General features: G+C 60.3%; 27 protein-coding genes and 1 pseudogene. 12 read left to right on the top strand and 16 right to left on the bottom strand.

Translation table 11 applies throughout. The features are described 5' to 3' along the window. Positions 1 to 84 precede the first annotated feature (84 nt). Genes pgeF through lgt form a run of 3 tightly spaced genes read right to left on the bottom strand, consistent with a single transcriptional unit; the run spans position 85 to position 2,745 of the window. Complete coding sequence (gene pgeF, locus KKY_RS10560) at positions 85 to 855, bottom strand: peptidoglycan editing factor PgeF (protein ID WP_014131334.1); 771 nt, start codon at positions 853 to 855, stop codon at positions 85 to 87. Positions 856 to 872: 17 nt separating this feature from the next. Next, a complete protein-coding gene (locus tag KKY_RS10555) occupies positions 873 to 1,955 on the bottom strand; it encodes a class I SAM-dependent methyltransferase (RefSeq protein WP_014131333.1) in 1,083 nt (360 codons plus the stop codon). Next, positions 1,948 to 2,745, bottom strand: a complete 798-nt coding sequence (gene lgt / locus KKY_RS10550) for a prolipoprotein diacylglyceryl transferase (RefSeq protein WP_014131332.1) — start codon at positions 2,743 to 2,745, stop codon at positions 1,948 to 1,950. The genes KKY_RS10555 and lgt overlap by 8 nt, the downstream gene beginning before the upstream one ends. A gap of 138 nt (positions 2,746 to 2,883) precedes the next feature. On the opposite strand from lgt, the gene KKY_RS10545 reads away from it, so the two are divergent. The 6 genes from KKY_RS10545 to KKY_RS10520 all read left to right on the top strand — a co-directional run bounded on the left by KKY_RS10545 (position 2,884) and on the right by KKY_RS10520 (position 7,077). After that, positions 2,884 to 3,135, top strand: a complete 252-nt coding sequence (locus tag KKY_RS10545) for an accessory factor UbiK family protein (RefSeq protein WP_014131331.1) — start codon at positions 2,884 to 2,886, stop codon at positions 3,133 to 3,135. Positions 3,136 to 3,142: 7 nt separating this feature from the next. After that, positions 3,143 to 3,877, top strand: a complete 735-nt coding sequence (locus KKY_RS10540) for a metallophosphoesterase family protein (RefSeq protein ID WP_014131330.1) — start codon at positions 3,143 to 3,145, stop codon at positions 3,875 to 3,877. 268 nt (positions 3,878 to 4,145) lie between these two features. Beyond that, positions 4,146 to 4,646, top strand: coding sequence for a type III secretion system chaperone family protein (locus KKY_RS10535; protein WP_014131329.1), 501 nt, complete (start codon positions 4,146 to 4,148; stop codon positions 4,644 to 4,646). Next, positions 4,643 to 5,458, top strand: coding sequence for a pyrroline-5-carboxylate reductase (gene proC, locus KKY_RS10530; protein WP_014131328.1), 816 nt, complete (start codon positions 4,643 to 4,645; stop codon positions 5,456 to 5,458). Before KKY_RS10535 ends, proC begins: the two co-directional genes overlap by 4 nt. Next, a complete protein-coding gene (locus KKY_RS10525) occupies positions 5,455 to 5,796 on the top strand; it encodes a tRNA-binding protein (protein ID WP_014131327.1) in 342 nt (113 codons plus the stop codon). Before proC ends, KKY_RS10525 begins: the two co-directional genes overlap by 4 nt. Positions 5,797 to 5,892: 96 nt before the next feature. Then, positions 5,893 to 7,077, top strand: a complete 1,185-nt coding sequence (locus KKY_RS10520) for an AI-2E family transporter (protein WP_014131326.1) — start codon at positions 5,893 to 5,895, stop codon at positions 7,075 to 7,077. On the opposite strand, the gene KKY_RS10515 is transcribed toward KKY_RS10520, so the two are convergent. Together KKY_RS10515 and KKY_RS10510 are read right to left on the bottom strand one after the other, a co-directional pair. Further along, complete coding sequence (locus KKY_RS10515; protein ID WP_014131325.1) at positions 7,033 to 7,866, bottom strand: undecaprenyl-diphosphate phosphatase; 834 nt, start codon at positions 7,864 to 7,866, stop codon at positions 7,033 to 7,035. The two genes, KKY_RS10520 and KKY_RS10515, sit on opposite strands and share 45 nt — an antisense overlap. 11 nt (positions 7,867 to 7,877) lie before the next feature. Then, entirely contained in the window at positions 7,878 to 8,333 is a 456-nt protein-coding gene (locus KKY_RS10510; protein WP_244404078.1) for a MarR family winged helix-turn-helix transcriptional regulator, read from the bottom strand. 207 nt (positions 8,334 to 8,540) lie between these two features. Here KKY_RS10510 and KKY_RS10505 point away from each other — a divergent pair, with 207 nt between their 5' ends. Beyond that, positions 8,541 to 9,431: a branched-chain amino acid aminotransferase gene (locus tag KKY_RS10505; protein ID WP_014131323.1), complete on the top strand. Its 891-nt coding sequence runs from the start codon at positions 8,541 to 8,543 to the stop codon at positions 9,429 to 9,431. Positions 9,432 to 9,482: 51 nt separating this feature from the next. Here the strand turns inward: KKY_RS10505 and KKY_RS10500 are convergent, their stop codons facing one another. From KKY_RS10500 to KKY_RS10480, 5 genes are read right to left on the bottom strand one after another with little or no spacing between them, the layout of a single operon-like run. Next, positions 9,483 to 9,929 carry a molybdenum cofactor biosynthesis protein MoaE gene (locus tag KKY_RS10500; RefSeq protein ID WP_014131322.1) on the bottom strand — a complete coding sequence of 149 codons (447 nt, stop codon included), beginning with the start codon at positions 9,927 to 9,929 and terminating at the stop codon, positions 9,483 to 9,485. 1 nt (position 9,930) lies between these two features. Then, entirely contained in the window at positions 9,931 to 10,182 is a 252-nt protein-coding gene (gene moaD, locus KKY_RS10495; protein WP_014131321.1) for a molybdopterin converting factor subunit 1, read from the bottom strand. Then, on the bottom strand, positions 10,179 to 10,760 hold the full coding sequence (pgsA, locus tag KKY_RS10490) for a CDP-diacylglycerol--glycerol-3-phosphate 3-phosphatidyltransferase (RefSeq protein ID WP_014131320.1): 582 nt from the start codon (positions 10,758 to 10,760) through the stop codon (positions 10,179 to 10,181). Before pgsA ends, moaD begins: the two co-directional genes overlap by 4 nt. A gap of 4 nt (positions 10,761 to 10,764) precedes the next feature. Then, a complete protein-coding gene (gene uvrC / locus KKY_RS10485) occupies positions 10,765 to 12,675 on the bottom strand; it encodes an excinuclease ABC subunit UvrC (protein ID WP_014131319.1) in 1,911 nt (636 codons plus the stop codon). Beyond that, a complete protein-coding gene (locus KKY_RS10480) occupies positions 12,636 to 13,394 on the bottom strand; it encodes an SDR family oxidoreductase (RefSeq protein WP_014131318.1) in 759 nt (252 codons plus the stop codon). The genes uvrC and KKY_RS10480 overlap by 40 nt, the downstream gene beginning before the upstream one ends. Before the next feature lie 194 nt (positions 13,395 to 13,588). On the opposite strand from KKY_RS10480, the gene KKY_RS10475 reads away from it, so the two are divergent. Next, on the top strand, positions 13,589 to 13,888 hold the full coding sequence (locus KKY_RS10475; protein WP_014131317.1) for a hypothetical protein: 300 nt from the start codon (positions 13,589 to 13,591) through the stop codon (positions 13,886 to 13,888). A gap of 76 nt (positions 13,889 to 13,964) precedes the next feature. On the opposite strand, the gene KKY_RS10470 is transcribed toward KKY_RS10475, so the two are convergent. Next, a complete protein-coding gene (locus tag KKY_RS10470; RefSeq protein WP_014131316.1) occupies positions 13,965 to 14,174 on the bottom strand; it encodes a hypothetical protein in 210 nt (69 codons plus the stop codon). Positions 14,175 to 14,336: 162 nt separating this feature from the next. On the opposite strand from KKY_RS10470, the gene KKY_RS10465 reads away from it, so the two are divergent. After that, entirely contained in the window at positions 14,337 to 14,780 is a 444-nt protein-coding gene (locus KKY_RS10465) for a hypothetical protein (protein ID WP_014131315.1), read from the top strand. Positions 14,781 to 14,802: 22 nt separating this feature from the next. Here KKY_RS10465 and KKY_RS10460 read toward each other — a convergent pair whose 3' ends face one another. The 3 genes from KKY_RS10460 to KKY_RS10450 all read right to left on the bottom strand — a co-directional run bounded on the left by KKY_RS10460 (position 14,803) and on the right by KKY_RS10450 (position 16,868). Then, positions 14,803 to 15,018, bottom strand: a complete 216-nt coding sequence (locus KKY_RS10460) for a hypothetical protein (RefSeq protein WP_014131314.1) — start codon at positions 15,016 to 15,018, stop codon at positions 14,803 to 14,805. A 114-nt stretch (positions 15,019 to 15,132) separates the two neighbouring features. Next, positions 15,133 to 15,606, bottom strand: coding sequence for an SH3 domain-containing protein (locus KKY_RS20965; RefSeq protein WP_014131313.1), 474 nt, complete (start codon positions 15,604 to 15,606; stop codon positions 15,133 to 15,135). Positions 15,607 to 16,343: 737 nt separating this feature from the next. After that, complete coding sequence (locus KKY_RS10450; protein ID WP_014131312.1) at positions 16,344 to 16,868, bottom strand: hypothetical protein; 525 nt, start codon at positions 16,866 to 16,868, stop codon at positions 16,344 to 16,346. 163 nt (positions 16,869 to 17,031) lie between these two features. On the opposite strand from KKY_RS10450, the gene KKY_RS19605 reads away from it, so the two are divergent. Then, positions 17,032 to 18,195 (top strand): hypothetical protein, encoded by a 1,164-nt coding sequence (locus KKY_RS19605; RefSeq protein ID WP_014131311.1) that lies wholly within the window; start codon positions 17,032 to 17,034, stop codon positions 18,193 to 18,195. 20 nt (positions 18,196 to 18,215) lie between these two features. Next, complete coding sequence (locus tag KKY_RS10440) at positions 18,216 to 19,244, top strand: hypothetical protein (protein ID WP_139304942.1); 1,029 nt, start codon at positions 18,216 to 18,218, stop codon at positions 19,242 to 19,244. Positions 19,245 to 19,450: 206 nt separating this feature from the next. Here KKY_RS10440 and uvrB read toward each other — a convergent pair. Next, positions 19,451 to 21,556, bottom strand: a pseudogene (gene uvrB, locus KKY_RS10435) (excinuclease ABC subunit UvrB); the annotation flags it as partial. A 494-nt stretch (positions 21,557 to 22,050) separates the two neighbouring features. Then, positions 22,051 to 23,106 (bottom strand): CNNM domain-containing protein, encoded by a 1,056-nt coding sequence (locus KKY_RS10430; RefSeq protein ID WP_014131307.1) that lies wholly within the window; start codon positions 23,104 to 23,106, stop codon positions 22,051 to 22,053. A gap of 188 nt (positions 23,107 to 23,294) precedes the next feature. On the opposite strand from KKY_RS10430, the gene KKY_RS10425 reads away from it, so the two are divergent. Continuing rightward, positions 23,295 to 24,641, top strand: a complete 1,347-nt coding sequence (locus KKY_RS10425) for an HD-GYP domain-containing protein (RefSeq protein ID WP_014131306.1) — start codon at positions 23,295 to 23,297, stop codon at positions 24,639 to 24,641. Positions 24,642 to 24,709: the final 68 nt, after the last annotated feature.

Genomic DNA, 24,709 nt, shown 5'->3' with positions numbered 1-24,709 from the left:
TTAGACCCCGGACGGCGCAAACTCAATATGACTTTTGAATGAAGGTGAAGGGCAATTAACGGTGTTGCCCTTCTGCACAGGCCATTACCCTCTTGCGATGAGCGCGATCTGGCGGCCGGCGCGGGTGTTGTTGTGGGTTGCGTAGCGGTGGGAAAAGTAGAGATCGGGGTGGGCGTAGGTGCAGCTTCCCACCGATTCGACTGTGCCGATACCCAGCGATTTTGCCTGCGCCAGCACGAGGCCGGGTACGTCGAAATGAGGTTTGGGCCAGCCATCGGTGACGATGAAATCGGCAGCATCGGGGAATTGGGTGCGAATCTCGTTCGCCATCTCTTCGCCGATCTCGTAATTCTCAGCCGATATGGCCGGACCGATGGCGGCGACAATATTGGCGCGGGAAGCGCCCAAACGCTCCATGGCGGCGATGGTATTGGCCAATATGCCGCCGACAGCGCCTTTCCAGCCCGCATGGGCCGCGCCGATTATCCCCGCCTTGGGATCCGCAAGTAGAATGGGCGCGCAATCGGCAGTCACAATGCCCAGCGCGATGCCGGATCTGTCGGTAACCATCGCGTCCGCTTCCGGGCGCTGCTGAAGGTCGAAGGTGCCATCGACGGTGAGCACATGGGTGCCATGAACTTGTCTGACGAGCGCGACCTCGATAGGGCCGCCCTTGAGCGCCATGACGGCGCGGTGAACATTGTCTATGACGTTGCCCGCGTCGTCGCCCACCGAGCGCGAGGCGTTGAGGGAGGCGAATTCGCCTTCCGAAACCCCGCCGCGCCGTCCAAAAAATCCGTGGCGGATCGTAGAGGCGGCGGTGATGGCGGGGCTCTTTTCGAGGGGTGGATGCATTGTGAGGCAGGCTTTCTTTATGCGGGGAATCCCGCGGGGCGCAGTCCTGGGCTCGCTGCGCACAGGACCTTGAACAGCTCACCCATCTGATCGGCCCGTGTCAGCCGGTCGAAGGCCGATGCGAGGGAGTGGGCCTTTTCAGGGTTTGCCGTGGCCAGCGCGGCGTGACGCTCGGCCAGCCCCAATGATGTAAGAAAACTGCCCTGGGTCACAATGGGGTGGACCGTCAACCCAGCCATGCGTCCAGCGCGACCCAGCGCTTCGAAATCCACATGCGTTGTGAGATCGGCGGCGCCGGGTTGAGCAAGCGGATCGACGCGAGCATGGCGGGAGAGGGCCTGTAGCGTTTCGCCGGGCTGAGTGTGTTCATAGCCATAGTCGATGGCCAGCAACGCCCCGCCGCGAGGGGCAAGGAGACGGCAGAGCTGACCCATGAACTGCTGGGCTGCCAGGCCGATTTCGGCCACTTCGCCATTCTCGGCTTCGGCAAAGGCTTCGCCGATCAGGGCTTCCTCATAGGGTGTGGGCGAAAGGCCGAAGCTGCGTTTTCCGTCCGACAGGCCGACGCTGCGCTCGAACCATTTATCCGCGCGCCTCACGAACTGGCGTATGGGTAAAGCGTCGAAGAACTCATTTGCGATAATGATGAGAGGTGAACTGCCGAGTGTCTCGATGTCCTCGACCCAATCGGGAAAATAGGCCGAGAGTTTCTCGCGCTGCATGGCGGTGAGGACCGGATTGGTTTCATAGAGCTTGAGGTCGAGAGCCTTGGCGAGACCGGTGGCGCGGCTGGCGACACGCAGGGCGTCGGACATCAGCGTACCACGGCCGGGGCCGAGCTCGAGAAGCGTGAACTTTTCCGGGCTGCCCATCTGGAGATAGAGATCGGCAATCCACGCCCCGATCATTTCGCCGAAGGTCTGGCTGATTTCGGGAGCGGTAATGAAATCGCCGCTTGCGCCGAGCGGGTCGGCCTTGCGGTAGTAGCCGCGCGTGGGATGGGTCAGGCACAGGCCCATATAGGTCGCCAGCGACATCGGGCCCTGCTGGCGAATCTGCATATCGATAAGATCGCCGAGGGAGAGGCCCGGCTCAGGCATGACGGCGCGTCCGGGCCCAGATGATCAGCGCGATGCCGGCAATGAGGATGGGCAGTGAGAGGACCATGCCCATGGTCAGCCAGCCAAAGGCGAGATAGCCGATGTGGCTGTCGGGGAGGCGGAAGAACTCGACGAAGATGCGCGAAAGCGCATAGCCGATGCCAAAGATGCCGGCGGCGATGCCGGGACGGCGCAGCACCAGTTTGACGTGGGTGAAATAGCGGATGACGAGGAACAGGAGCACGCCTTCGAGCAGGCCTTCATAGAGTTGGCTGGGGTGACGGGGGAGATCGCCGCCGCCCGGAAAGATCACGCCCCAGGGCATGGTCGTAACCGAGCCGTAAAGTTCGGCGTTGATGAAATTGGCGACCCGGCCGAGGAACAGACCGATGGTGGCGCAGCAGGCGAGCAGGTCCAGGCCCGAAAAGATGTTGGCCTTCTTGCGGTTGAGATAGACGATCATGGCGACCATCAGGCCGAGCATGCCGCCGTGGAAACTCATGCCTCCGTCCCAAAGGGCGATGATCTGGCCCGGATTGGCGGCGAACACCAGCGGATCGTAGAACAGAACGTAGCCCAGCCGTCCGCCGACAATGATGCCGATGACGATCCAGAAGGTGAAGTCGAACAATTCGTCGGGGGTCATGGGTGGAGTGCCATTGACCCAGAGCGATTTGCGTCTGAGCAACAGCATGCCGTATCCTACGCCAAGGAAAATGCCTGCCAGATAGGCCAGGGCGTACCAGCGGATGACGATGGGGCCGATGGCGAAAGCGACCGGATCGATCATTGGGAAGGGCACGTTGGGCCTCGAAACTGATTGCGTTTTTTGCGGGACCATGCCGCCCGGGCCGGCTCTGGTCAAGCGGGGCCGGAGCCCCTACATAGTTGGCAGTGGGCCGGACGGCCAAACAAGAGGAAGTGAGCGATGTCGCAAGGACAAAAGTTTTTCGACGATCTGGGGCGGTTGATGAACGATGCCGCCTCGGTTGCCGATGGCGCGCGCCGTGAAGCGGAAACCGCGATCAGGGGGCAGATGGAACGTGTCGTCAATGATCTGAATCTCGTCAAGCGCGAAGACTACGACGCACTGCGCGAGCTGGTGAGCATCCAGGGCGAGGAAATCGAAGCCCTCCGCCGCGAACTCGAGGCGTTCAAGCGCCGTAAAAAGACGACCTGAGTTAGCGGTGCGCGTCGCGGTCATTTCCGACGTTCACGCCAATGTGCTGGCGCTCGAAGCGGTGCTGGCCGATATCGCACGTCACGATGTGGAAAAGATCCTCAATCTGGGGGATCATTTCGCCGGGCCCTTGTGGCCGAGAAAGACCGCTGCGGTCATGGCCGAACTCGATATGATCGCGATACGGGGCAATACCGATCGCTATCTGGCAGTGGGCGATGCCGACCTGCTCGACGAGGATGATCTGAAGATCATCGACGCCATTGAGGGTGAGCCGATGGATTGGCTCAAGCAACTGCCCGAGACGGCCATCTATGCCGATGCAATCTTTATGAGCCATGGAGCGCCGCGATCGGACGAGACCTATTGGCTCGACCGCAAGGTCAAAAAGCACGGCTTCCGTGTTTCCTCGCTCGAAGAGGTAGAGGCTGAACTGCCCCATGGCGATTATCCGGTCTATTGTTGTGGCCATACCCATATAGCGCGGGTGGTGACGCTGGACGACGGGCGGATCGTTTTCAATCCTGGCAGCGTGGGGCGGCCCTCGTTCAACATGAACGATCCTGTGTCAGCGGCGCGGCTTTCACCGGCGGCCGCCTATGCCATTGTCGAATTGTCGGCGGGAAAGTGGCACGTCAATCTGCGGCAGGTGGCTTATGACAACATGGCGGCGTCTGCCATGGCGCGGGCATGGGGCAATGAAACCTGGGCCCGCGATCTCGCCGAAGGGCGCACGCGCTGAAGCGCTTTGTGACATTGGTGTAAAACCCTGTGGTTTGAAGGGTTTGTTAAGAACCCGTTAACCATATCGCTCCGATCATCCACAAGAGAATTCCGGTTTTGGGCCAGCGTTTCTGGGTCCGTGGCGGAGGTGCAGTGTACAGTCGAGACAAATGACGATTCGTACATCCTGTCCCCGGCCAAGCCGGTTCGGTTGTGCCGCGTAAGGCGTCCGGCATCCTGTCGGTCGCTGCATCTTCGAACCAACGCATAAGCGTGCGGAGCCAGCCATGTCACTCCTCGAATTGGAACTGGATCGGACCATTCACCCGGTCGATATTATCGAGCACATCGCCGCGATCAGCGACTGGTCGTTCGAGCGGCAGGATGCCGACGAAATCTCCATTTCGGTCAAGGGGGGCTGGAGCGACTACCACGTGTCGTTCAACTGGATGGAGGAGATGGAATCGCTCCATCTCGCCTGTGCGTTCGACCTGAAGGTGCCCGAGGCACGCCGCGGCGAAATCAAGCAACTGATATCGCTCATCAATGAGCAGCTCTGGATCGGTCATTTCGACATCTGGAGCAAGGAAGGTGTCGTGCTGTTCCGCAACTCGCACCTGCTTTCGGGCGGCGCGGAGGTCTCGCCGCAGCAATGCGAGGCGTTGCTGCGCTCGGCTACAGAAAGTTGCGACCTTTACTACCAGGCATTCCAGTTTGTGGTCTGGGCCGGAAAATCTGCGGCCGACGCCCTGGCCGAAGTCATGTTTGAAACCGTGGGGCAGGCATGAGCCTTTCCGATGCCGGCACGGTGCTGCTGATCGGCGCCGGCAAAATGGGTATGGCCATGGCGGCCGGCTGGGTGCAGGGCGGATTGCCCGGTTCAGCACTGACGCTGGTCGATCCCCAGCCCCACGAAAGCGTTTCGGCTTTTGCACGCCGGCATGGTGCCGTACTGCGCACGGACCTGCCCGACGAATCTCCGCGTGTGGTTGTTCTTGCGGTTAAACCCCAGATCATGGGTGCCGTTCTGGGCATGGTGAAGCCACTGGTCGGCGCCGGAACGCTTGTGGTTTCCATTGCCGCCGGCGTTTCATCCGACAAGATCGCCAAAGGTCTGGCAACTGACCGGGTGGTGCGCTCGATGCCCAACACACCGGCCCAGATCGGAAAGGGCATTTCGGGTGCCTTCGCCGGCGAGGCCGTCACAGCGGAGGACCGGACGCTGACCGAGGCCCTTCTGGCCGCCGCGGGTGGCGTGGTGTGGGTCGAGGACGAGACCCTAATCGATGCAGTCACTGCCGTTTCCGGTTCCGGGCCGGCCTATGTGTTCCATCTTGTCGAAGCCATGGCTGCAGCCGGTGAAGCCGAAGGCCTGAGCCCGCAGCAAGCAATGGTCCTGGCGCGCCAAACAGTAATCGGAGCCGCTGCACTGATGGAAGCCGACGACAGTTCGGCAGAACAATTGCGCAAGAACGTCACCTCACCCAATGGAACGACGCAGGCGGCGCTCGATGTGCTGATGGCGCCGGATGGGCTGGGGGCATTGATGCAGCGCGCCGTGAGAGCCGCCCGAAAGCGAAGTGAAGAATTGGGACAATGAGCGAAACCATCTCGTTTGAGGATTTTCTCAAGGTCGATATTCGCACCGGAACCGTCGTCGAAGCGCGGCCCTTTCCTGAAGCACGTAAGCCGGCGATCATTTTGCTTATCGATTTTGGCCCGGAATTGGGGATCAAGAAGTCCTCGGCGCAGATCACCGTCCACTATTCGCCCGAGGATTTGGTCGGGCGGCAGGTGATGGCGGTGGTCAATTTCCCACCGCGCCAGATCGGGCCGTTGAAATCGGAAGTGCTCACGCTTGGCTTTGAGGACGAGAACGGCGCCATTGTGCTTGCTGCGATCGACAAGGCCGTGCCCGATGGCCGCAAGCTGATGTGAGCGCGATTGCGCAGGGTCTGCTTGTGTTGGCGCGCGGCTTTGCCATATAGGTGATCTCCCTCAGACCGGAAGCTGCACGTGACCAAGCCGGACCGAATGCCCATCGAACGCGAACCCCGTCTGCTTGGATCGAAGCGCTCCGCACTCGTGCCGCCCATGGCGGTGGCGCGCTGGCTGATAATTCTTATCCTTCTGGCCTGCGTCTATTTCTTTCACGGCTTCCTGGTCCCCGTGCTCGCCGCTCTGATTATCGGGTTTGCGAGCTGGCCGGTCTATCGTCGCGTGCTGGGGGCCGTCGGCGGTAATCGTACGCTGGCGGCGAGCCTGATGATCGCGGTCATCGTGCTGTTCATCCTGATCCCGATCCTGATGGCGCTGACCTATGCCACCAACGAGGCGCAACAGCTTATCCGGTGGGGGATCGCGACCAACGCCAATGGGACCGCGGCACCGCATTGGTTCGATACCCTCCCGTTCGTTTCCGAATGGGCCACCGAACAATGGGACCTCTATGTCGGGCGGCCCGGGGCGCTGGGGCAATACGTTGCGTATATCGGGGGTGCAAATGCTTACAGCATTTACCAGACCGTTGTGGCAGCAGGCGGAAGCTTTCTCGATCTGGCGCTCAATCTCTTGTTCATGCTGATCGCTCTGCTGTTCGTTTATCGCGACGGGGCCAATCTGGCCGGGCAGCTCGACCGCTTTGGCGAGCGCATCCTGCCCACACGCTGGCAGAGGTTGTCGCGGGTGGTGCCGGCTACGATCAGCTCGACCGTCACCGGCATGACCATTATCGCCATCGGCGAAGGCATCGTCCTGGGCATAGCCTACGCACTTGCCGGAGCGCCGTCGCCGGTGCTGCTGGGGGTCATTACCGGCGTAGCGGCCATGATCCCGGGTGGCGCGCCGCTCTCGTTCACGCTGGTTTCGATTTATCTGGTGGCCAGCGGTTCGATCATTCCCGGTATCGCGCTGTTCGTCTGGGGTTCGGTGGAACTTTTCATCGTCGACAAGACGCTGCGGCCCAAGCTGGTGGGCGGTCCGATCAAACTGCCGTTTCTCCCGACGTTTTTCGGGTTGATCGGGGGGGTGAAGACCATGGGGTTTGTCGGCCTTTTCATCGGCCCGGTGCTAATGGCGCTGTTTGTCTCGATGTGGCGTGAATGGGTTCACGATCTCGATCAGTCCGATGATGAAGGAGGCGCGGGCCTTGCCGTACCCCCCGAGGTCGAGGACCTACGCGATGCCCGCATAGATGAGGCCCAGAAGGAGCAGGCCTAGCACGACCCGGTAGATCACGAAGGGCGTATAGGACTGGCGCTGCAGCCATTTCATCAACAGCGCTATGCTGGCCAGAGCGGCAAAGAAGGCAAGGACGCCACCGAACAACGCGTCCGAAGTCACCTGTGCATTGCCAGCCCGATACAGGTCGTAACCGGCAAGGACGCCGGCGCCCAGGATGGTGGGGATCGAGAGCAGCATGGCAAGGCGGGCCGAAAGTGGCCTGTCCATGCCGACAAAACGGCCGGCAGTCATACAGATGCCTGAGCGGGACACGCCGGGAATGATGGCGATGCACTGAGCCAATCCGACGACCATGGCGTCGCGTAGCGAGAGGGTTTCGAGCGTGCCTTTTTGTTCGGGCCGGCGGTCGGCCAGCCAGAGCAACACACCGAAGACCATGGTGGTCCAGGCGATGATTGTGATGTTGCGGCCTGCCTCGGTGACCAGATCCTTGGCGAGAAAAGCGACGAGCACGATTGGAAGCGAGGCCGCGATGACGACGAGGAGCGTGCGGAAGCGCGGGCCCATCCTGCCGGTGATGCCATCGATCAGCCCCATGAACAGCATGACGACGTCGCGCCGGAAATAGACGATGACGGCGCCGAGCGAGCCGACATGGAGCGCGATATCGAGCGCCAGTTCCTCGGCCGGGGTCATGGTCGTGGAGGCGACGCCCAGCAGGCCGAGCAGCCAGCGGCCCAGGATCAGGTGAGCCGAGGAACTGATGGGCAGGAACTCGGTGATGCCCTGAACCAGGGCAAGAAAAACCGTGCTGATGATATCCAATTGGGAGCGTCCTATGACATCGGTTCGATGAGACGCAGGGTGCGCAGCAATTGCTGATCGCCCCGCTCGGTCATTTCCGCAAAGAAGTGACGCACACAGTCGCGCGTGTCCTCGGGGAGAGCAGCGAAAGCCGCCTCGATACGGCGGGCCTGGGTGGCGCTCAAGACCTCGAAGAAATCGCGGCCCTTCTCGGTGGGAAACAAAAGGCGCTGGCGGCGGTCGGTTTCGCCGTGCCGCTGGGCGACATAGCCGCTGTCGATCAACTGACGCAGAACGCGCGCCAAGCTTTGCTTGGTGATGCGCAGGATATCGAGCAGATCGGCCACCGTCATGCCAGGACGGAGATTGACGAAATAGATAACGCGGTGATGCGCGCGGCCAAATCCCTGCATTTCAAGCAGGGCATCGGCATCGCGAACGAAGTCCCGATAGGCAAAGAAGAACAGACCCATGATATCAATGGGCATCTCGGGAAAATCGTAGATGGCCGAATTTATGTCAGCCTTATTGACATTTATAGAATGCGCTGGCATCGTCCTACCAATATCTTTGCCCGTTAGTGACTTATCACAGAGCCGCTTTGGTTTGCCAAGTGGTGAGAGAATACTGCATTATAAGGCACAGATCGTGGCCGAATGGGCCACAGCAAACAAACGTATAATCGGGAGATTAAAATGGCCACCGTGCCAATGGATCAGCGAGACGGTTGGATCTGGTACAACGGAGAGATGGTGCCCTGGAAGGATGCCAAGCTCCATGTGCTGACTCACGGTCTTCACTATGCCAGCAGCGTCTTCGAGGGGCAGCGCGCTTATGGCGGGGAAGTGTTCAAGCTGCGCGAGCATACCGAGCGGCTGATCTTTTCGGGCAAGACGCTCGATTTCACAATTCCATACTCGGCCGACGAAATCGACGAAGCCTGCCGTCAGGTTCTCGCCAAGAACAATCTTGTCGATGCCTATATGCGCCCCGTCGCCTGGCGCGGATCGGAAACGCTCTCGGTGCCGGCCCGCGACAACAAGGTGCATCTGGCGATCGCCGCCTGGGTGTGGCCAAGCTATTTTTCCACCGAGGAACGGCTCAAGGGCATTCGCCTGTGCTGGGCCGACTGGAAACGTCCCTCACCCGAAACCATTCCGTGCAAGGCAAAGGCCGCGGGCCTTTACATGATCTGCACGTTGTCCAAGCACGCCGCGATGGACAAGGGCTATGCCGATGCGTTGATGCTCGACTATCGCGGCTATGTGGCCGAGGCGACGGGTGCGAACGTGTTCTTTGTCAAAGGCAAGGACATCACCACGCCGCTGCCCGACTGCTTCCTCGATGGCATCACGCGCCGCACGCTGATCGGGCTTGCCAAAGCCAATGGCTATACGGTCACTGAACGGCACATCAAACCCGAAGAACTTGCAGAGTTCGATGAATGTTTCCTGACCGGAACGGCCGCTGAAGTGACACCGGTTTCCGAAGTCGGCGAATACAAGTTCACGCCTGCAGATGCCTGCCGGACACTGGTGGAAGCCTATATGAGCGAAGTGCAGCCCAAACAGGCGGCAGCGGAATAAAAGCCGCACTATCGCAGAGATTTGGGAGCCGGGGAGAAATCTCCGGCTTCTTCACGACCAGCGCGCGGTGGCCTTGTCGTCGCCTTCTTTTGCCTCGACCCATTTCGCGCCGTCCGGACCTTCCTCCTTTTTCCAGAAGGGCGCCGTGGTTTTCAGGATATCCATGATGAAATTGGCGCCGTCGAAAGCGGCCTGACGGTGGGGGGCAAGGGTCATCACCTGCACGATCGGTTCGCCGGGATAGAGCTTGCCGAAGCGGTGGATGATCTCGGCATCGCGAAGTGCAAAGCGTGTCATGGCGCTTGCGCGCAAATCCTCGAGCTGGCGTTGCGCGAGCGCCGGGTAGTGCTCCAGCGTCATCGAAATGACAGGATCGTTGGCTGTCGATCGCACCAGACCGGTGAAGGTGACCGCTGCCCCTGCATCGTGATGTGTCTCGAGAAAGGCATTAAACAGGGTGCCGGGATCGAACGGTTCGGACTGGAGGGTGACGCTCATTTCAGCCGCCTGTCATTGGCGGAAAGAGTGCGACGGTTCTTGCGCCGTTCAGCGGTGTCTGGTGGTCGACCAGTTCGTCGTCGACCGCGGCCCGGATGAGCTTGCGGTTGGCGGTGGCCAGCGCAAAACCCTCATCGCGATCTGCCAGCCATTCGATCAGATCGGCAATCGTGGCGACCGAATCCGGTAAGGAGACCTCATCGCTATCCCGACCGAGCCGTTCGCGCAGCCAGGCGAAATAGAGGATTTTCATAGCTCGTCATCCTCGCTCTGCGCCATATGCGCGGAAACGCCCGACCAGTACTGCCAGCCCGTAATGGCGGTCAGGACTGCCGCCAGCCAGAGCAGAATATCGCTCAGTTCGCGCATGCCGGGGATAAGCGGTTCGGCAATGATCACCCCGAGCGCAACCAGTTGAACCGTTGTCTTGTATTTGGCGAGTTTTGAGACCGGCACAGTGATCTTTTCCGTGCCCATGAATTCGCGCAGACCGGAAACAAAAATCTCGCGCAGCAGAATGACGGTGGCGGGGACCAGGTCCCAGACGCCGAAACTTCCATCGAAGCAGAAGACCAGCAGCAGGGCGCCGACGAGCAGTTTGTCGGCGATGGGATCGAGCATTCGACCGATGGGGGAGACCGAACCATATTTACGCGCAACGTATCCATCGAAAAAGTCGGTGACCGCGGCGGCGATGTAGAGGAACAAGGCAATCGAGCGCAACGCAGATGGGCCCGCGAGGAGCAGGAGCATGATGACGGGAATGGCGGCGATGCGGCCATATGTCAGGAGGTTGGGCAACCGGGCCATATCGAATTTTGTGTCGGTCATCTGCTCATCTCTGGTTGAAGTGATCGTAGATCAATTGCGCCATTGCGGTCGAGATGCCGGGCAGGGCGGCGATATCGGCGACGGAAGCGCGCGAGACGGCTTTTGCTGAACCGAAATGCTGCAGGAGCGCACGCTTGCGAGTGGGGCCGATGCCGCCGATCTCGTCGAGGGGGTTCTTGACCATTTCCTTTTTGCGCCGCGCCCGATGTGTCCCGATGGCGAAGCGGTGGGCTTCGTCGCGAAGACGCTGGACGTAATAGAGAACGGGATCGCGAGCCGGCAGCATGAAGGGCTCCTTGCCTTCCATGTAGAAAGTCTCGCGGCCCGCATTGCGTTCCTCGCCCTTGGCAATACCAATAACGGTAACGTCGCGCGGCAGGTTCATTTCGGCCAGCACAGCCTTGACGGCGTTGGTCTGCCCGGCGCCGCCATCGATCAGGAGAACGTCGGGCCAGTCGGGCATGCCGGTCGCATCGTCTTCTGCTTCGGGCTCGCTCTCATTGGCGAGCCGGGTGAACCGGCGCGTCAGCACCTCGCGCATCATGCCGAAATCGTCGCCCGGCGTGAGATCTTTCGACTTGATATTGAAGGTTCTGTAGTGCTTTTTCGACAGCCCTTCCATTCCTGCCACAACCATGCCGCCCACCGCGTTGGTGCCCTGGATGTGGGAGTTGTCGTAAACCTCGATACGGCGCGGGGTTTCATCGAGACCGAAAGTATCGGCCATGGCTTCGAGCAGCTTGCGCTGGCTTGCCGAATCCGAAAGGTGGCGGCCCAGAGCTTCGCGGGCGTTGGTCAGCGCGTTTTCGACCAGGGTGCGCTTGTCGCCACGGCGCGGTGTTTCGATCCGGACGGCGCGGTCGGCGCGGGTAGAGAGCGCTTCGCGCAGTACGTCGGGTTCCGCTATCTCTTCGGAGAGCAGGACCAGCCTTGGCGGGGTGCGGTTTTCATAGAATTGGGCAATGAAGGCTTCGAGCACTTCGGCGTTTGTACTGTCGTCATCGGCACGGGGATAGAACGCGTAATTGCCCCAGTTCTGATGCGCGCGGTAGAAAAATACCTGCACGCAAAAATTACCCGCCTCGTTGTGAATGGCAAAGACATCGGCTTCCGGGATCGATTGCGCGCCGGTTCCCGTGGAGCCCTGGATGAGGGCCAGCGCGCCCAGACGATCACGCAGCATGGCGGCGCGTTCGAAATCAAGCGCTTCGGCGGCCTGGTTCATCTCCTTTTGCAAATGATCCTGGACCGCCTTGGTCTTGCCCGAGAGGAAGGCCCGGGCCTCGGCGACAAGTTCGTTATAGTCGGGAATCGAAATGACACCGGTGCAGGGTGCGGCGCAACGCTTGATCTGATGCTGAAGGCAGGGGCGGGTGCGTCCGGCATAAAAGCTGTCCGAGCAATTGCGCAAGAGGAACGCCTTTTGCAGCGCGGTGATGGTGCGGCTGACGGCAACGGCAGAGGCGAAGGGGCCGAAATAATCGCCCTTGCGGCGGCGGGAGCCGCGGTGCTTGGTGAGTTCAGGGGCCTCGTGCTCGGTGGCGATCAGGATGTAAGGAAACGTCTTGTCGTCGCGCAGCAGCACGTTAAAGCGCGGGCGCAGGCGCTTTATCATGTTCGCTTCGAGCAGGAGCGCTGCCGCTTCGGTCTCGGTGCGCACGAACTCCATCGACCGGGTCGCGGCGATCATGCGATTGATGCGGACCGAATTGCCCTCATAGCTCGTGTAATTGGTAACCCGCGATTTCAGGTTGCGGGCCTTGCCCACATAGATGACATCGCCCTTTTCATCGATCATGCGATAAACGCCCGCGCCTGTGGGCAGGGTTTTGACGAAGCGCTTGATGATGTCGGGGCCGGAGAGGGTTTCGTCTGTCATTGCTTGCGGGGTGTCGGCGCGTTGCGCGCGCTCCATTCGAGGTGTTCGCCACCATCCAGCGCGATCATCTGGCCGGTCATGGATGGCAGGTTGAGGATGGAGACGACGCCCTCGGCGATCTCTTCGGGGTCGGCGCCGGTCTGGAGTGGCAGGCGCTGGCGCGACGCCTCGAACTCAGCGTCCGACTGACGGGAATTGGCGAGTGTGGGGCCGGGGCCGATGGCGTTGACGCGGATGCGCGGGGCGAGGGATTGAGCCAGGGTGCGCGTGGCGGTCCAGAGCACGGATTTCGAAAGCGTGTAGGAAAAATAATCGGGTGACAGCGAAAGCACGCGTTCGTCGATGATGTTGACGACGTTGCCCTTTTCGTCGTCGGGGAGTTGAGCCGCGAAATCGCGGGAGAGAAAAACCGGGGCTTCGGCATGGATGGCCATGTGCAGATCCCACAAATCCTCATGCAGGGTATCGGCGCTGTCGGGCTCGAAAACAGACGCGTTGTTGATGAGCACCGTCAGCGGGCCGAACGGTTCGGTTGCACTGGCGATCAGGCCCATACGGTCCTCACGCTTTGCGAGGTCCGCCTGTACGATTTCGGCGTGACCGCCATCGGCCGCGATGGCGTCGGCCAGGTCTTCGGCCTTTTCTCCCGATGAGCGGTAGTGGATGACAACCGCATAACCTTCCGCCGCGAGGCGGGCGGCGATGGCTGCGCCGATCCTGTCGGCGGCTCCGGTTATCAGCGCTGCTGGCGGCATGAATTCGGTTCCATTCTGAGTGCGATTGTCTGGCCGGTCGCGTCAGCCCGTTTGCCTCGAGATAGGCAGAACGGCCGGGCGGCGCAATGGCAGTTGCGTCCGTGTTGCCACAACTTACCGCGAATCAGGAAAGAGAGTAGGCTGGGCAACGTGGGGAGGTGCATTTTAGCACCTCGTTTGCAAGTGGGGACATTATGGAAGCAATCATCTCTATTATTATCCAACTTGTGGCCGGTGCCGTGGGTGGCAACGGTTTGGGCGCGGCGGCCAGGAATCTCAGTCTTGGCACGACGGGCAACACCATCGCCGGGGCTATAGGCGGTGTGGGCGGTACGTGGCTGGCGAGCCTCGTGCCGGCATTGGCCGAACTTCTGGGCGGCGCGGGTACCGGCATGGATGCCGGCGCGCTTGTCGGTCAGGGGGTTTCCGGGCTTGTGGGCGGGGGCATACTGACCGCCATCGTTGCCGCCGTCAGGAAAGCAACGGCGAAATAAGGCCCGACGATCCTGTCTTTTCGGCCCGGGCGGCAACGTCCGGGCCTTGCGTCCGGGCCTTGCGTTCGGTGCCCGGCTATCGCCGCACCGTGCCGATTGCCCACATCACGAAGCCGGATATGAGGCACAGGCCGCCGAGGGGGGCGACCGAGAGGCTGAGCAGGACGGGGACGAGGGTGGATGCCCCGGGGAACAGTGTCGCCATGACCACCAGAGGCAACAGGCCGATGGCCAGGAGCAGGACTCCGAGCTGCATGAAGGCGATGCCCCAACGTGACAGTCTCATGGCGTTAATCGGGCTCCTTGCAAATGACCTTCTACGATAGCGCACCGTTCCTGACCTGGAGGTGAACGAGATTAGCACGTGAGGGGGGTGTGTGGAGAACTTGCGGGAACCTTCGGCAATGGCCATGTTGGTGGGGCAACACCAATCGAGGAGGCAGGCGGCTTGATTATCGTGCTCTATGGGGCGCTGGGACTGGCGGCGATCACCATTATCGGCAATCTGATGCTGGCGAAGTGGAACGCGCAGCGGGTCGAGACGCGGATCGGCGAGCGGGCCGAAGCCTATCTGGCCAGCCTCGAACGTGACGGGCTGCCCGAGACGCTGAGCGCGATGAGCGATATCGAACGCCGCGAGACCGTCTTGAGCGCGGGGCGCGAGGTGCGGGCCGAGAGCGACCGGCGGTTTTATGTGGCGACGATCGGCGGGATGGCGGTGTTTTTCGTGGCGCTCGGATTCGGCATCGAGGCGGGCGGGGTGCGGGCCTTCCTTTTGGCGCTGGCGGCCGGAGCGGCGGCGATCTACGGCGCCACGGTCTTCATGCGCCGGAGCCTCAAATCGCGGCTGGCCGCGCGCGGGCTCGATGCGGAGCGGCTGAGGACCAACTGAACCACCGGGTTGGGCGCATCGCCTATTTCAGCCCCAGAACCGCGCCACCGATATAAACCACGACGCCGGCGGCGATCAACGCGAGCGGGGTAAGCGCGAGGACGGATACAAACGGCCCGGACCCGGCGGGAAGGTGGATATTGCCGCTGGCCATGCCGCCGGCGATGGCCCGTTCGAGAGCGATGGCACCGAGGCCCGAGAGCATGAGGCCGGAGGAAAGCTTTACATAGGATTTCATCGGATGGGTCCAACGCCAGACTGAATGCAGATTAGCATATCGTCCCGGCGCGGGGAAAAAGCAAGATGGCCGGAGCGGTGAACGCTCCGGCCTGTTTGGCATCATCGAACTCTATCAGTTCCCGATACAGAAATAGCCGTTGGGACCGTTAAAGCAGACCTGGCTGTTGGGCGGCCGGGGGCGCGGAGGCGGGCCCGGATTCCAGTGCGGCGGCCGGGGATTGCCCCAGAATGGCGGGCGTGGCGGGTAGGGGTGCCAGCTCGGCGGATTGGGGCGCGGGGGCTGCCAGCTCGGCGGGTTGGGCCGGGGCGGGGTCCAGTTGCCGACTTCGCGCAGATAGTTCTGCGACGCCCAGCCGGTGCGGCCGTAGCGGCCCGTATCGAGAAAGCACCAGCCCGAGCGGCAGTATTGCACATCGACAACCTGATTGCGCTGCAGCGTGGTGACCACGCCGAACTGCGTGCCCGGACCCGAGCGGACGTTGAGAGCGACGGTCGCGTAGGCTTCCCAGGCAAAGGCGCCTGCGGTCATCATGGCGACCATGAGAGCGGCAAGGCCGCCCTTTATTGCAGTTTTTCCGAGAGCCATAACGCTTCTCCCATCGAGTGTTGCGGCAGGTTTTCCTTCTGCCTTGATGACACTAAAGCGCAGGCTGGCTGAACCGTTGCTGAATGGGGCGTTTAGGTTGGCGGGGGGCTTGAGTATGAAGGGAAAGGCCCCCTCACCCGTCTGGCTGCGCCATCCGACCTCTCCCCCAAAGGGAGAGGTGGTTCTCGGCGCTTGCGGCATTCTTACCTCTCCCTTGGGGGAGAGGTCGCCGCGAAGCGGCGGGTGAGGGGGCCTTTCTTTGCGGCACACGAAAGCGGCCGATGGCGAGATCGCCTCGGGGAATGGGGTGGGCGATGAACGGCGAAGCAAGCTTCTTCCGATTGTGATAGTAAGCGAAGCCAGCTTCGCCGTTCATGACCGGGGTTTTTGGCTTATGGCGGCGTCTCGGGCTGGGGTTTGTCGGGATAACACCATCGCTGGCGGTATCCACGGTGCCCCTCCGGGTTGCCCCGGTATGACGTGGACTCCCATCCTCGCCTGGCCATCCGTCCGCTTTGGGCCTTCCCCGCAGCGACCCGCGAGGAACCCGGACCGACCTGTCGGTTGGGATCGAAATGCCCGGAGGCCGATGCGACATGGGCTCCGTCGCATGCTCCTCCAATTTTCAATCCCGCCCTCACCGGAAGCTCGTATGCATCTTCGCCCTGGTGCGGTCGTGGGGAAAGATTAGGCGAGGCGTAGAGGGCGGGGATAAGTTTTCGGGCGCCGCTCGGGTTTTACCAATCGTCGCCGATGTCGATGCCGTGGCCGAGATAGGCTTCCATGCGGGAAACGAGCGCCGTGTGGGCATCGGAAATGGCCCGGCGTTCGGTCTCGCGGTCCGGGTCATCATCGGGCACGGGGCAGAGATAGCCGTCGCGAATGCCACGCAGGATGCGGCCGTTCATCAGGCGCACGAGATCCTCGACGTTCCTTTCATGCTGTGCCCTGGCCTCGGCATCGGCCACAGGCTTGTCGAACCCCTTGCGCCTGCCGAACGCCATGAAGGCGTGATGGGCCTGGGCAAAAGCGATGAGCCCGCGCGCCTCGATGGCGCGGGCCATCAGGCGCGCCATCTGCGCCATGAGATCGACAGCCATCGCCAGCACCGCCTCGGGCACTTGGGCGGTGGCGCGGGCTTTTGCCTGCGCGGAAATTTCAGCCTGAAACGCCGTGAGCCGCGCCATCAGCGCGGCATAGGCGGCGTGGGTGTCGTGTTTGGGGTGAGGGTCGGCGGGGGCGGGTTTCTTGTGGCGCGGCATGGGCCGGTCTCCGTGTCAGGTCAGGCTCCGGCGGGGCGGAGGGTGACAGGAGAGGATAGGGGAGGTGGGGGTGGCGGGGAAAAGTTGGTGCAGTGGTCTATCGGCTTTGACTTTCTAGACTATGCCGTTCAATACTAATTCGACTCTCTCGGGAACCGTATCCATGCCAGCGCTTAAATCCATAGACGATCGAATTGATTGCATTTCCGTTCTTTTTGAAATGAATGTCGGATCATATCTCAACCTAGTAGAAAAAGCCTACGACGACCGTGGAGGACTTCGTAATCAGCGGTCGCCGTTGAAAACTACAAGTGCGCGAAGAATACGGCAGAGAATGAAGGATGACATCTCGAAGGGCGCCGTATTCCCGCCGGTTGTAATTGGAGTTACCGTCGAGGATGATCTATTTCAAAACGTAGCGGATATTGATGTAGAAAAAATTGAAAAAAAAGTTCTAGAAATTGCGGTTCCGGAGCGTATTGCAATAATTGATGGTATGCAGCGGACCACGGCTTTGAAAGAGGCTGTAGACGAAGATGCGCAAGCCTCACAAAGGGCAATCCGTGTGGAGTTTTGGATATCTAAGTCTCAGGATGCCCTTGTGTACCGGATGCTTGTATTGAACGCTGGCCAAATTCCGTGGGACCTGAAGAAGCAGATTAGCGTGGTATTTGAGCCGCTTATCGAAGAGGCAAAAAAAAATACCCGTGCTTCTCGTATAATTGAGTACGGACAAGGGAGAAGATTTAATCCAGGTGAATACAGCTCTAGTGATATCGCAGAAATGTATATTGCGTTTTCTTCTAGGAAGACTTCTGTTGATACACAAGAGGTTTTGACAGACGAGTTTACGAAATTAGATATTGTTGAATCGCTATCAAAATATGATGTGAGGGATCTATTTTTTCGATCACTCGATATTTTGATACACATGGATGAGGCTTTTTCCTCCTACAAGGAAGAGGGGGATGCCATCCGGACCGCAGGCAGGGCTATCTTCGACAAGCAAACAGCAAGAGTTGGGCTTTTAGTTGCAATTGGCATGCACGTATTGGGGCGCGCTGGTGCCGAACTGTCAGACGAAGCAGGCAAAAAGCTTGAGGGCGTCGAGGGTGCTGTCGGAAATTTTTGCGATAAATTTTCCAAAATGAGTAACAAAGAGCAGGCGGAATTCATCAAGCTGGATGTCTTGAACGAGCTGTTGGTGAGGCGGGCTGGTCAGGTAGGGCGCTACGAACGGGGACTGTTTCTCGAAGCTTTTCGTGTTCTCATAGAGGGCGACTTCAAAGTTTCCGATATGGAGGTATGCTGGCGAGCTCAAATGTAATGTCCCGCTCTAGGAAGAAAATGAATAAGTCATTTTTCGGAAAGATTGAGCAATTGTTGCTCGGTCTCGATGAAAGATTTTCGTTCTCCGAGGCTGTCAGGTTTGTAAATTTCGACGGGAATGAGCGCGAGCAAAAGTTTGCGTCCCATGCCAAAGTGATAGCCACATTTGATACGATGCTCGGGTGCGCTTTGTGCGCTCAGGAAGAGGATGAAACTCAGGTATTTTTGGTGAACTCAGACCGATATGCATGGAACACCGAGCTGCATCTGGCTTCTCCTGCGGAATTCTTATTGTTTTACTGTGAATTTCCGGTGAAATTTAACGCGGCGCCAGAAGCGGTGTATGATATTACGTCTTTTATTGATTCTGACGAGTATAATGGTCATTCCCCAGATGATCTCTACACCCTCTTCAAGCCTGTATTTAGGTTCAAATCTAATGGGAACGAATACTGTCGAAGCAGGCAGCTTGCGGACATCCTAATTCGTGCAGCAAAGAGTGCGTCTGTCTTAGATGATGGGTTATGTGAAAGTTTTCTCAACTTTGATTATCGATCATGTCAATATGAACTTGCGCGTCTATCTTCTGTTCTGGCTTTAGGTCATAGAAGTCAATTTTTGGAATTATATACCATACTAGAGAGTATGTATTTTGATATTTACTGTGAAGATATTTATGAAAACTTGGGTGGCAACCTAGACAGAGGCAAGCTCTTCGAGCTATTAGATGAAAAAATTGGTTGGCGCCCCAGAGAAATTGACGCGCTCCAGAAGTTGGTTCGTATCGCATTAAACAATGATAAGGCCGCGATTGATGAGGTAAGCGACCTTCTTGAGATAAATAACACAAGACCCGAAAAAATAGCGGAATCGATTTACCGTTTTCGCAATGACTATGTTCACTGGAGATTGCGTAGAGTCGATTCAAATGTGCAGAAATTGAATAAATATTCTATGGCATGTTTGGCTATATTGCGTGCAATTCCTGAAAAGTACTATAAACATGACGATAATTGCAATTGCGTCGGTCAGGTGCAATTGGCGTAGCGCAAAGAGATTTTGCGGCTAGTTTGAATCATTATGTTTATTTATACGCTCCGTACCATTTCGGCGCTGCGTCGGTCTGTGGCCCGCCTGCTTAGGGTTTCGGTGTGTAAGGCTGGCGCTCGGAAACCCGGTCAGGATGGAGAGGAGAGCGGGACGTTGCTATGCGGGCGCTATAGCGCCTACCCCCCCGGCCCCTCCAGCGCATCCAACTCATGCTCCCGCAGCTTCTTGATCTCATCCCTGAGTTTTGCCGCCTTCTCAAACTCCAGATTGGTGGCGGCTTCGCGCATCTGGTGTTCGAGGTCCTTGATCACCGCGGCGAGGTTGGCGCCGACGGGAACTGTGTCCTTGCCGTCCTTGCCCGGGCGGATTTTGACGGAGACGTGGTCGCGTTCGTAGACGGAATCCACGATGTCGTTGATGCGGGCCTTGACCGATTGCGGGGTGATGCCGTGTTCTTCGTTGTAGGCGAGCTGTTTTTCGCGGCGGCGGTTGGTTTCGGCGAGGGCGCGTTCCATGGAGCCGGTTTCGCGGTCGGCGTAGAGGATGACCTTGCCGTCGACATTACGCGCGGCGCGGCCGATGGTCTGGATCAGTGAGGTTTCCGAGCGCAAAAAGCCTTCCTTGTCGGCATCGAGGATGGCGACGAGGCCGCATTCGGGGATGTCGAGGCCTTCGCGCAAGAGGTTGATGCCGACCAGCACGTCGAAATTGCCCAGGCGCAGATCGCGGATGATCTCGATGCGCTCGATGGTGTCGATGTCCGAATGCATGTAGCGCACGCGAATGCCCTGCTCGTGCAGATATTCGGTCAGATCCTCGGCCATCTTCTTGGTGAGGACGGTGAGCAGGGTGCGGTAGCCCTTTTCGGTGGTTTTGCGGATTTCATCGACAACGTCGTCCACCTGAGTGGTGGCGGGGCGGGTTTCGACGACCGGGTCGATCAGGCCCGTGGGGCGGATGACCTGTTCGGCAAACACGCCGCCGGTCTGGTCGAGCTCCCAGGCGCCGGGGGTGGCCGAGACATAGACCGTCTGCGGGCGCATGGCGTTCCATTCCTCGAACCGCAGGGGGCGGTTGTCCATGCAGGAGGGGAGGCGGAAGCCGTATTCGGCCAGCGTTGCCTTGCGGCGCAGATCGCCGCGATACATGGCGCCGAGCTGGCCGATGGTGACGTGGGATTCGTCGACGAAGACCAGGGCGTTGTCGGGGAGGTATTCGAAAAGTGTGGGGGGCGGCTCGCCGGGCTTGCGGCCCGAGAAGTAACGCGAATAGTTCTCGATCCCCGCGCAGGATCCGGTGGCTTCCATCATTTCGAGATCGAACAGGGTGCGCTGTTCGAGGCGCTGGGCCTCGAGGAACCGGCCCATGCCGTTGAGTTCCTGCAGGCGGGCCTGGAGCTCCTTTTTGATCTCCTTGATGGCCGCATTCATCGTGGTGCGGGTGGTGACGTGGTGGGAATTGGCGAAGACGCGCACGGCGGTCAATTCGACCGATTTCTTGCCCGTCAGGGGATCGAATTCGACAATGGTCTCGATCTCGTCGCCGAACAGGGTGATGCGCCAGGCGGTGTCCTCATAGTGGGCGGGGAACACTTCGATGGTGTCGCCGCGCACCCGGAACGTGCCGCGCACGAAGCCCATGTCGCCGCGCTTGTATTGCAGGGCGACGAGTTCGTTGAGCAGCGCGCGCTGGTCGATGCGCTGGCCCTTTTCGAGCCAGATGGTCATGGTGGTGTAGTCTTCCACCGAGCCGATGCCGTAGATGCAGGAGACCGAGGCGACGATGATGACGTCGTCGCGTTCGAGGATCGCGCGGGTGGCCGAGTGGCGCATCCGGTCGATCTGCTCGTTTATTGTGGATTCCTTTTCGATATAGGTGTCGGTGCGCGGGACGTAGGCCTCGGGCTGGTAGTAGTCGTAATAGGATACGAAGTATTCGACGGCGTTGTCGGGGAAGAAGTTCTTGAATTCGCCATAGAGCTGGGCGGCCAGCGTCTTGTTGGGGGCGAGGATGAGGGCAGGGCGGCCAGTCTGGGCGATGACCTGGGCGGCGGTAAACGTCTTGCCCGAGCCGGTGACGCCGAGCAGGACCTGATCGGTTTCGCCATTGGAGATGCCATCGACGAGTTCGGCAATGGCGGTGGGCTGATCGCCGGCGGGCGACATCTCGGTGGCGAGGTGGAAGGGGATGCCGCCGCGGTCCTTTTTCAGAGCGGCGGGGCGGTGGGGCCGCCAGGCATTGGTGCCCTCGACCTCCTTGCGGCCCTCGGCGATGATTTTTTCCAGCGCGGCGACGGTGGCCGAAACGCCGGCCGAGGAGTTGGTCACATCGGTGGGCGCGTGGAAGCCGGCCTGCGGGGCTTCGGCGAAGCCATCGAGATTTGTGGGGCGCTCGACGGAGTTGGCCTTGGATTTTGGGGCCTTGAGCGACATGCCGGTTTTTTCCGAGCGCTTGGCGCTCGATTTGCGGGCGTTGGCTTTGGCGTTGTCCTTGCCCTTGCCGGCGAGGCGCTCGGTTTCCTGCGCTTCGGCGGCGGCCTGCGTTTCTTGGCGCTCGCGGCGCGCGGCCTGGTCCGCCCTATCCAGCGCGCGCTTGTTGCGCATGCGCTCGGCGTAAAGCGGCTTGGAAGCCTGGGCGTCCTCGGCCTTTTCGATTTCCCTGATGAAATCGTCGATGGAGAAATCGGGCTTGGTCGGGCGGGATTTTTTCTCGGAGGTCATGGCATGCCATATCGGGGCGCGGGGGAACCAGTTCAATAGCACCAACGGAACGGAGTGTGAACAGGTCCTGCTGACAGGATGTGTCAGGAGGCGTCGGGTTTCGGACCTTGCCGCCTGGCGGTGCGCTGCTCCCATTTCTTGCGCGCATAGGCCTGCAGATCGGCGATGGAATCGCCCTCGTCGACGATTTCCTCGCCCAGCAGGGTCTCGATCAGATCCTCGAGGGTGACAAGCCCGGCGGTGCCGCCGAAATCGTCGGTGACCAGCGCCAAGTGGCGGTCCTTGAGAACGAGGGTGTCGAACAGCTCTTCGAGCGGGGTGGTTTCGACGATGCTGGTGACCTCGCGGCGGATACTTGCGAGCGTTTGGTCATGGGCTTCGTCCAGCGCCAGGTTGAGAATGTCGGTCTTGAGCACAAAGCCGGTCGGGGCATCGATGGTGTCCTGGTAAACGGGAATGCGGCTGAAACGCAGTTCGTTCCGGCGCTCCATGACCTCCTCGATCGTCGTCTGTTCGTCGAGGGCGAAGGCGACGGTGCGCGGGGTCATGATATCCCTGACGGTGAGACGATCGAATTTGAGCAGGTTGGCGACGACCTTGGAATCACCGCTGTCAATAATGCCCTCGCGCCGGCCGATATCGGCCAGGGCCACGATCTCCTCGCGGGTCACGGGGGGCTGCGGTTTGCCGCGCGAGAGGAGCACGGTGATCAATTGGGACATCTTGACCAGCGGCCACATGATCATGATGAGTACCGGGAGAACGCGCGAGGTGAGCGGGGCGAAGGCCTGCCAATACATCGCGCCAAGTGTCTTGGGGATGATCTCGGAGAGCACCAGGATCAGGAAGGTGAGGATGGCCGAGAAAACGGCCACCGCGGCATCGCCGAAGACGATCTGCGCTTGAGCGCCGGCGCCAGCGGCGCCGACCGTATGGGCGATGGTGTTGAGGCTGAGGATTGCAGAAAGCGGACGGTCGATGTCATCCTTGAGCTGCCTGATGCGGCTGGCGACGCGAGGTCTTTTTTCTTCGATGGTGGCTGTGAAGGTCGGGGTGATGCTGAGCAGGACGGCTTCGAGCATCGAACACAGGAATGAAACGCCGATTGCCAACACTATGTAGACTATCAGAAGCGTCATTGGCTCCCTTTCTTGTTTTCGCCGCAAATGCAGCCTTGGCAAGGGCAATGCGCCGCCGGCGGCATGGTTCCGGGGCACCGGATATCGACCCGCCAAGACGCCGCAGCGCGGGTTTGGCCCGCGTTAACCCGGCTTTCGTCCCGGGCGTCTACCATTGGGAAAATTCCCTAGACGCGGGGGAGGGCAGGATGAGCGGATCGATACGGTTGGCCGAGGTGCTGGGAGCGCTGAGCCGCGCACTCGACATGACCGAAGGGCAACCCCCCGGCCATTGCATGCGGTGCTGCTGGATCGGGGTGCAGGTGGGCCGGGCCATGGGCATGGACGAGGCGGCACTGCGCGACCTCTATTATGCGCTGCTGCTCAAGGATCTGGGGTGCTCGTCCAACGCGGCGCGCATCTGCGAATTGTATCTGGCCGACGATCTGACCTTCAAGCGCGACTTCAAGCATCTCGACGGCAGCCTGCCGCAAGTCTTGCGGTTCGTGCTGTCGCATACGGGGGCGGAGGCGGGGCTGGCCGAGCGGTTCCGCTCTGTGGTCAACATCATGCGCAATGGCGGGGAGATCGTCACCAATCTGATCGAAACCCGGTGCCAGCGCGGAGCGGAGATTGCCCGCCAGATGCGGTTTTCCGAAAATGTGGCGCAGGCCATTCTCGATCTCGATGAGCAGTGGAATGGCGGCGGCAAGCCTGTTGGCAAGGTCGGCACGGATATTTCGCTTTTTTCGCGTATCGCGCTTCTGGCGCAGGTGGTGGACGTGTTCTTCATGTCCGGCGGTCCCAGGGCCGCGATGACCGAAATCACCTCGCGCTCGGGGACGTGGTTCGACCCGGCGGTGGTGTTCGCCTTTTCCGATGTGGCGGCGGACGAAGCGTTCTGGGCGATGCTGGGGCGCGACGATATCGAACAGGTGGTGCTCGATCTCGAACCCGGTCAGGAGGTGCAGCGGGCGGACGAAGGCTATCTCGACGATATCGCGCAGGCTTTCGCGCGGGTGATCGACGCCAAGAGCCCGTTCACCTCGGGCCACAGCGAGCGGGTGGCTGTGTTTTCCGACCTGATCGCCGAGGAGATGGGATACACACGGGCGCGGCGGCGCTGGCTCAAACGCGCCGCGCTGCTGCACGATATCGGCAAGCTCGGCGTTTCCAACAGCGTGCTCGACAAGCCCGGCAAGCTCGACGATGACGAATGGGTTTCCATGCGCGACCACGCCCGGCTGTCGGAGGACATACTATCGCGCATCGGCGCGTTTGCCGATCTTGCCGTAGTGGCGGGCGCGCATCACGAGCGGCTGGACGGCAAGGGCTATCCCAATGGCAAGACCGCCGACGAACTGGACCTCGACACGCGGATCATTTCGACAGCGGACGTGTTCGACGCGCTGACGGCCGAACGGCCCTATCGCGCGGCGATGCCGGTGTCCAAGGCGATGGGGATCCTGTGGGAGGGTGCCGGGGCGTCGCACGACCCCTTGTGCATCGAAGCGCTGGAGCGAGCGCTGGCGCGGTCGGAGCAGGCGGTGGCTTAGGGCCAAGCGCGATTGGCACTTGTCCACACGGGTATAGGCCGGTAGCGTCCCCGGACCATCGGGGGATC

Source organism: Pelagibacterium halotolerans B2, from assembly GCF_000230555.1.
Classification (GTDB): domain Bacteria; phylum Pseudomonadota; class Alphaproteobacteria; order Rhizobiales; family Devosiaceae; genus Pelagibacterium; species Pelagibacterium halotolerans.
Note: the sequence above shows the minus strand (reverse complement) of the source record. Positions and strands in the feature narration are given on the sequence as shown.

Coding starts and splice junctions, on each gene's coding strand:
- KKY_RS10545 (WP_014131331.1), top strand. CDS start 2,884: ATGTCGCAAGGACAAAAGTTTTTCGACGATCTGGGGCGGTTGATGAAC.
- KKY_RS10470 (WP_014131316.1), bottom strand. CDS start 14,174: ATGAGACTGTCACGTTGGGGCATCGCCTTCATGCAGCTCGGAGTCCTG.
- KKY_RS10535 (WP_014131329.1), top strand. CDS start 4,146: ATGTCACTCCTCGAATTGGAACTGGATCGGACCATTCACCCGGTCGAT.
- KKY_RS10505 (WP_014131323.1), top strand. CDS start 8,541: ATGGCCACCGTGCCAATGGATCAGCGAGACGGTTGGATCTGGTACAAC.
- KKY_RS10460 (WP_014131314.1), bottom strand. CDS start 15,018: ATGAAATCCTATGTAAAGCTTTCCTCCGGCCTCATGCTCTCGGGCCTC.
- KKY_RS10500 (WP_014131322.1), bottom strand. CDS start 9,929: ATGAGCGTCACCCTCCAGTCCGAACCGTTCGATCCCGGCACCCTGTTT.
- KKY_RS10475 (WP_014131317.1), top strand. CDS start 13,589: ATGGAAGCAATCATCTCTATTATTATCCAACTTGTGGCCGGTGCCGTG.
- moaD (WP_014131321.1), bottom strand. CDS start 10,182: ATGAAAATCCTCTATTTCGCCTGGCTGCGCGAACGGCTCGGTCGGGAT.
- KKY_RS10450 (WP_014131312.1), bottom strand. CDS start 16,868: ATGCCGCGCCACAAGAAACCCGCCCCCGCCGACCCTCACCCCAAACAC.
- KKY_RS10520 (WP_014131326.1), top strand. CDS start 5,893: ATGCCCATCGAACGCGAACCCCGTCTGCTTGGATCGAAGCGCTCCGCA.
- KKY_RS19605 (WP_014131311.1), top strand. CDS start 17,032: ATGCCAGCGCTTAAATCCATAGACGATCGAATTGATTGCATTTCCGTT.
- proC (WP_014131328.1), top strand. CDS start 4,643: ATGAGCCTTTCCGATGCCGGCACGGTGCTGCTGATCGGCGCCGGCAAA.
- KKY_RS10510 (WP_244404078.1), bottom strand. CDS start 8,333: ATGCCCATTGATATCATGGGTCTGTTCTTCTTTGCCTATCGGGACTTC.
- uvrC (WP_014131319.1), bottom strand. CDS start 12,675: ATGGAGCGCGCGCAACGCGCCGACACCCCGCAAGCAATGACAGACGAA.
- KKY_RS20965 (WP_014131313.1), bottom strand. CDS start 15,606: ATGGCTCTCGGAAAAACTGCAATAAAGGGCGGCCTTGCCGCTCTCATG.
- pgsA (WP_014131320.1), bottom strand. CDS start 10,760: ATGACCGACACAAAATTCGATATGGCCCGGTTGCCCAACCTCCTGACA.
- KKY_RS10430 (WP_014131307.1), bottom strand. CDS start 23,106: ATGACGCTTCTGATAGTCTACATAGTGTTGGCAATCGGCGTTTCATTC.
- pgeF (WP_014131334.1), bottom strand. CDS start 855: ATGCATCCACCCCTCGAAAAGAGCCCCGCCATCACCGCCGCCTCTACG.
- KKY_RS10525 (WP_014131327.1), top strand. CDS start 5,455: ATGAGCGAAACCATCTCGTTTGAGGATTTTCTCAAGGTCGATATTCGC.
- KKY_RS10555 (WP_014131333.1), bottom strand. CDS start 1,955: ATGCCTGAGCCGGGCCTCTCCCTCGGCGATCTTATCGATATGCAGATT.
- lgt (WP_014131332.1), bottom strand. CDS start 2,745: ATGATCGATCCGGTCGCTTTCGCCATCGGCCCCATCGTCATCCGCTGG.
- KKY_RS10425 (WP_014131306.1), top strand. CDS start 23,295: ATGAGCGGATCGATACGGTTGGCCGAGGTGCTGGGAGCGCTGAGCCGC.
- KKY_RS10480 (WP_014131318.1), bottom strand. CDS start 13,394: ATGCCGCCAGCAGCGCTGATAACCGGAGCCGCCGACAGGATCGGCGCA.
- KKY_RS10440 (WP_139304942.1), top strand. CDS start 18,216: ATGAATAAGTCATTTTTCGGAAAGATTGAGCAATTGTTGCTCGGTCTC.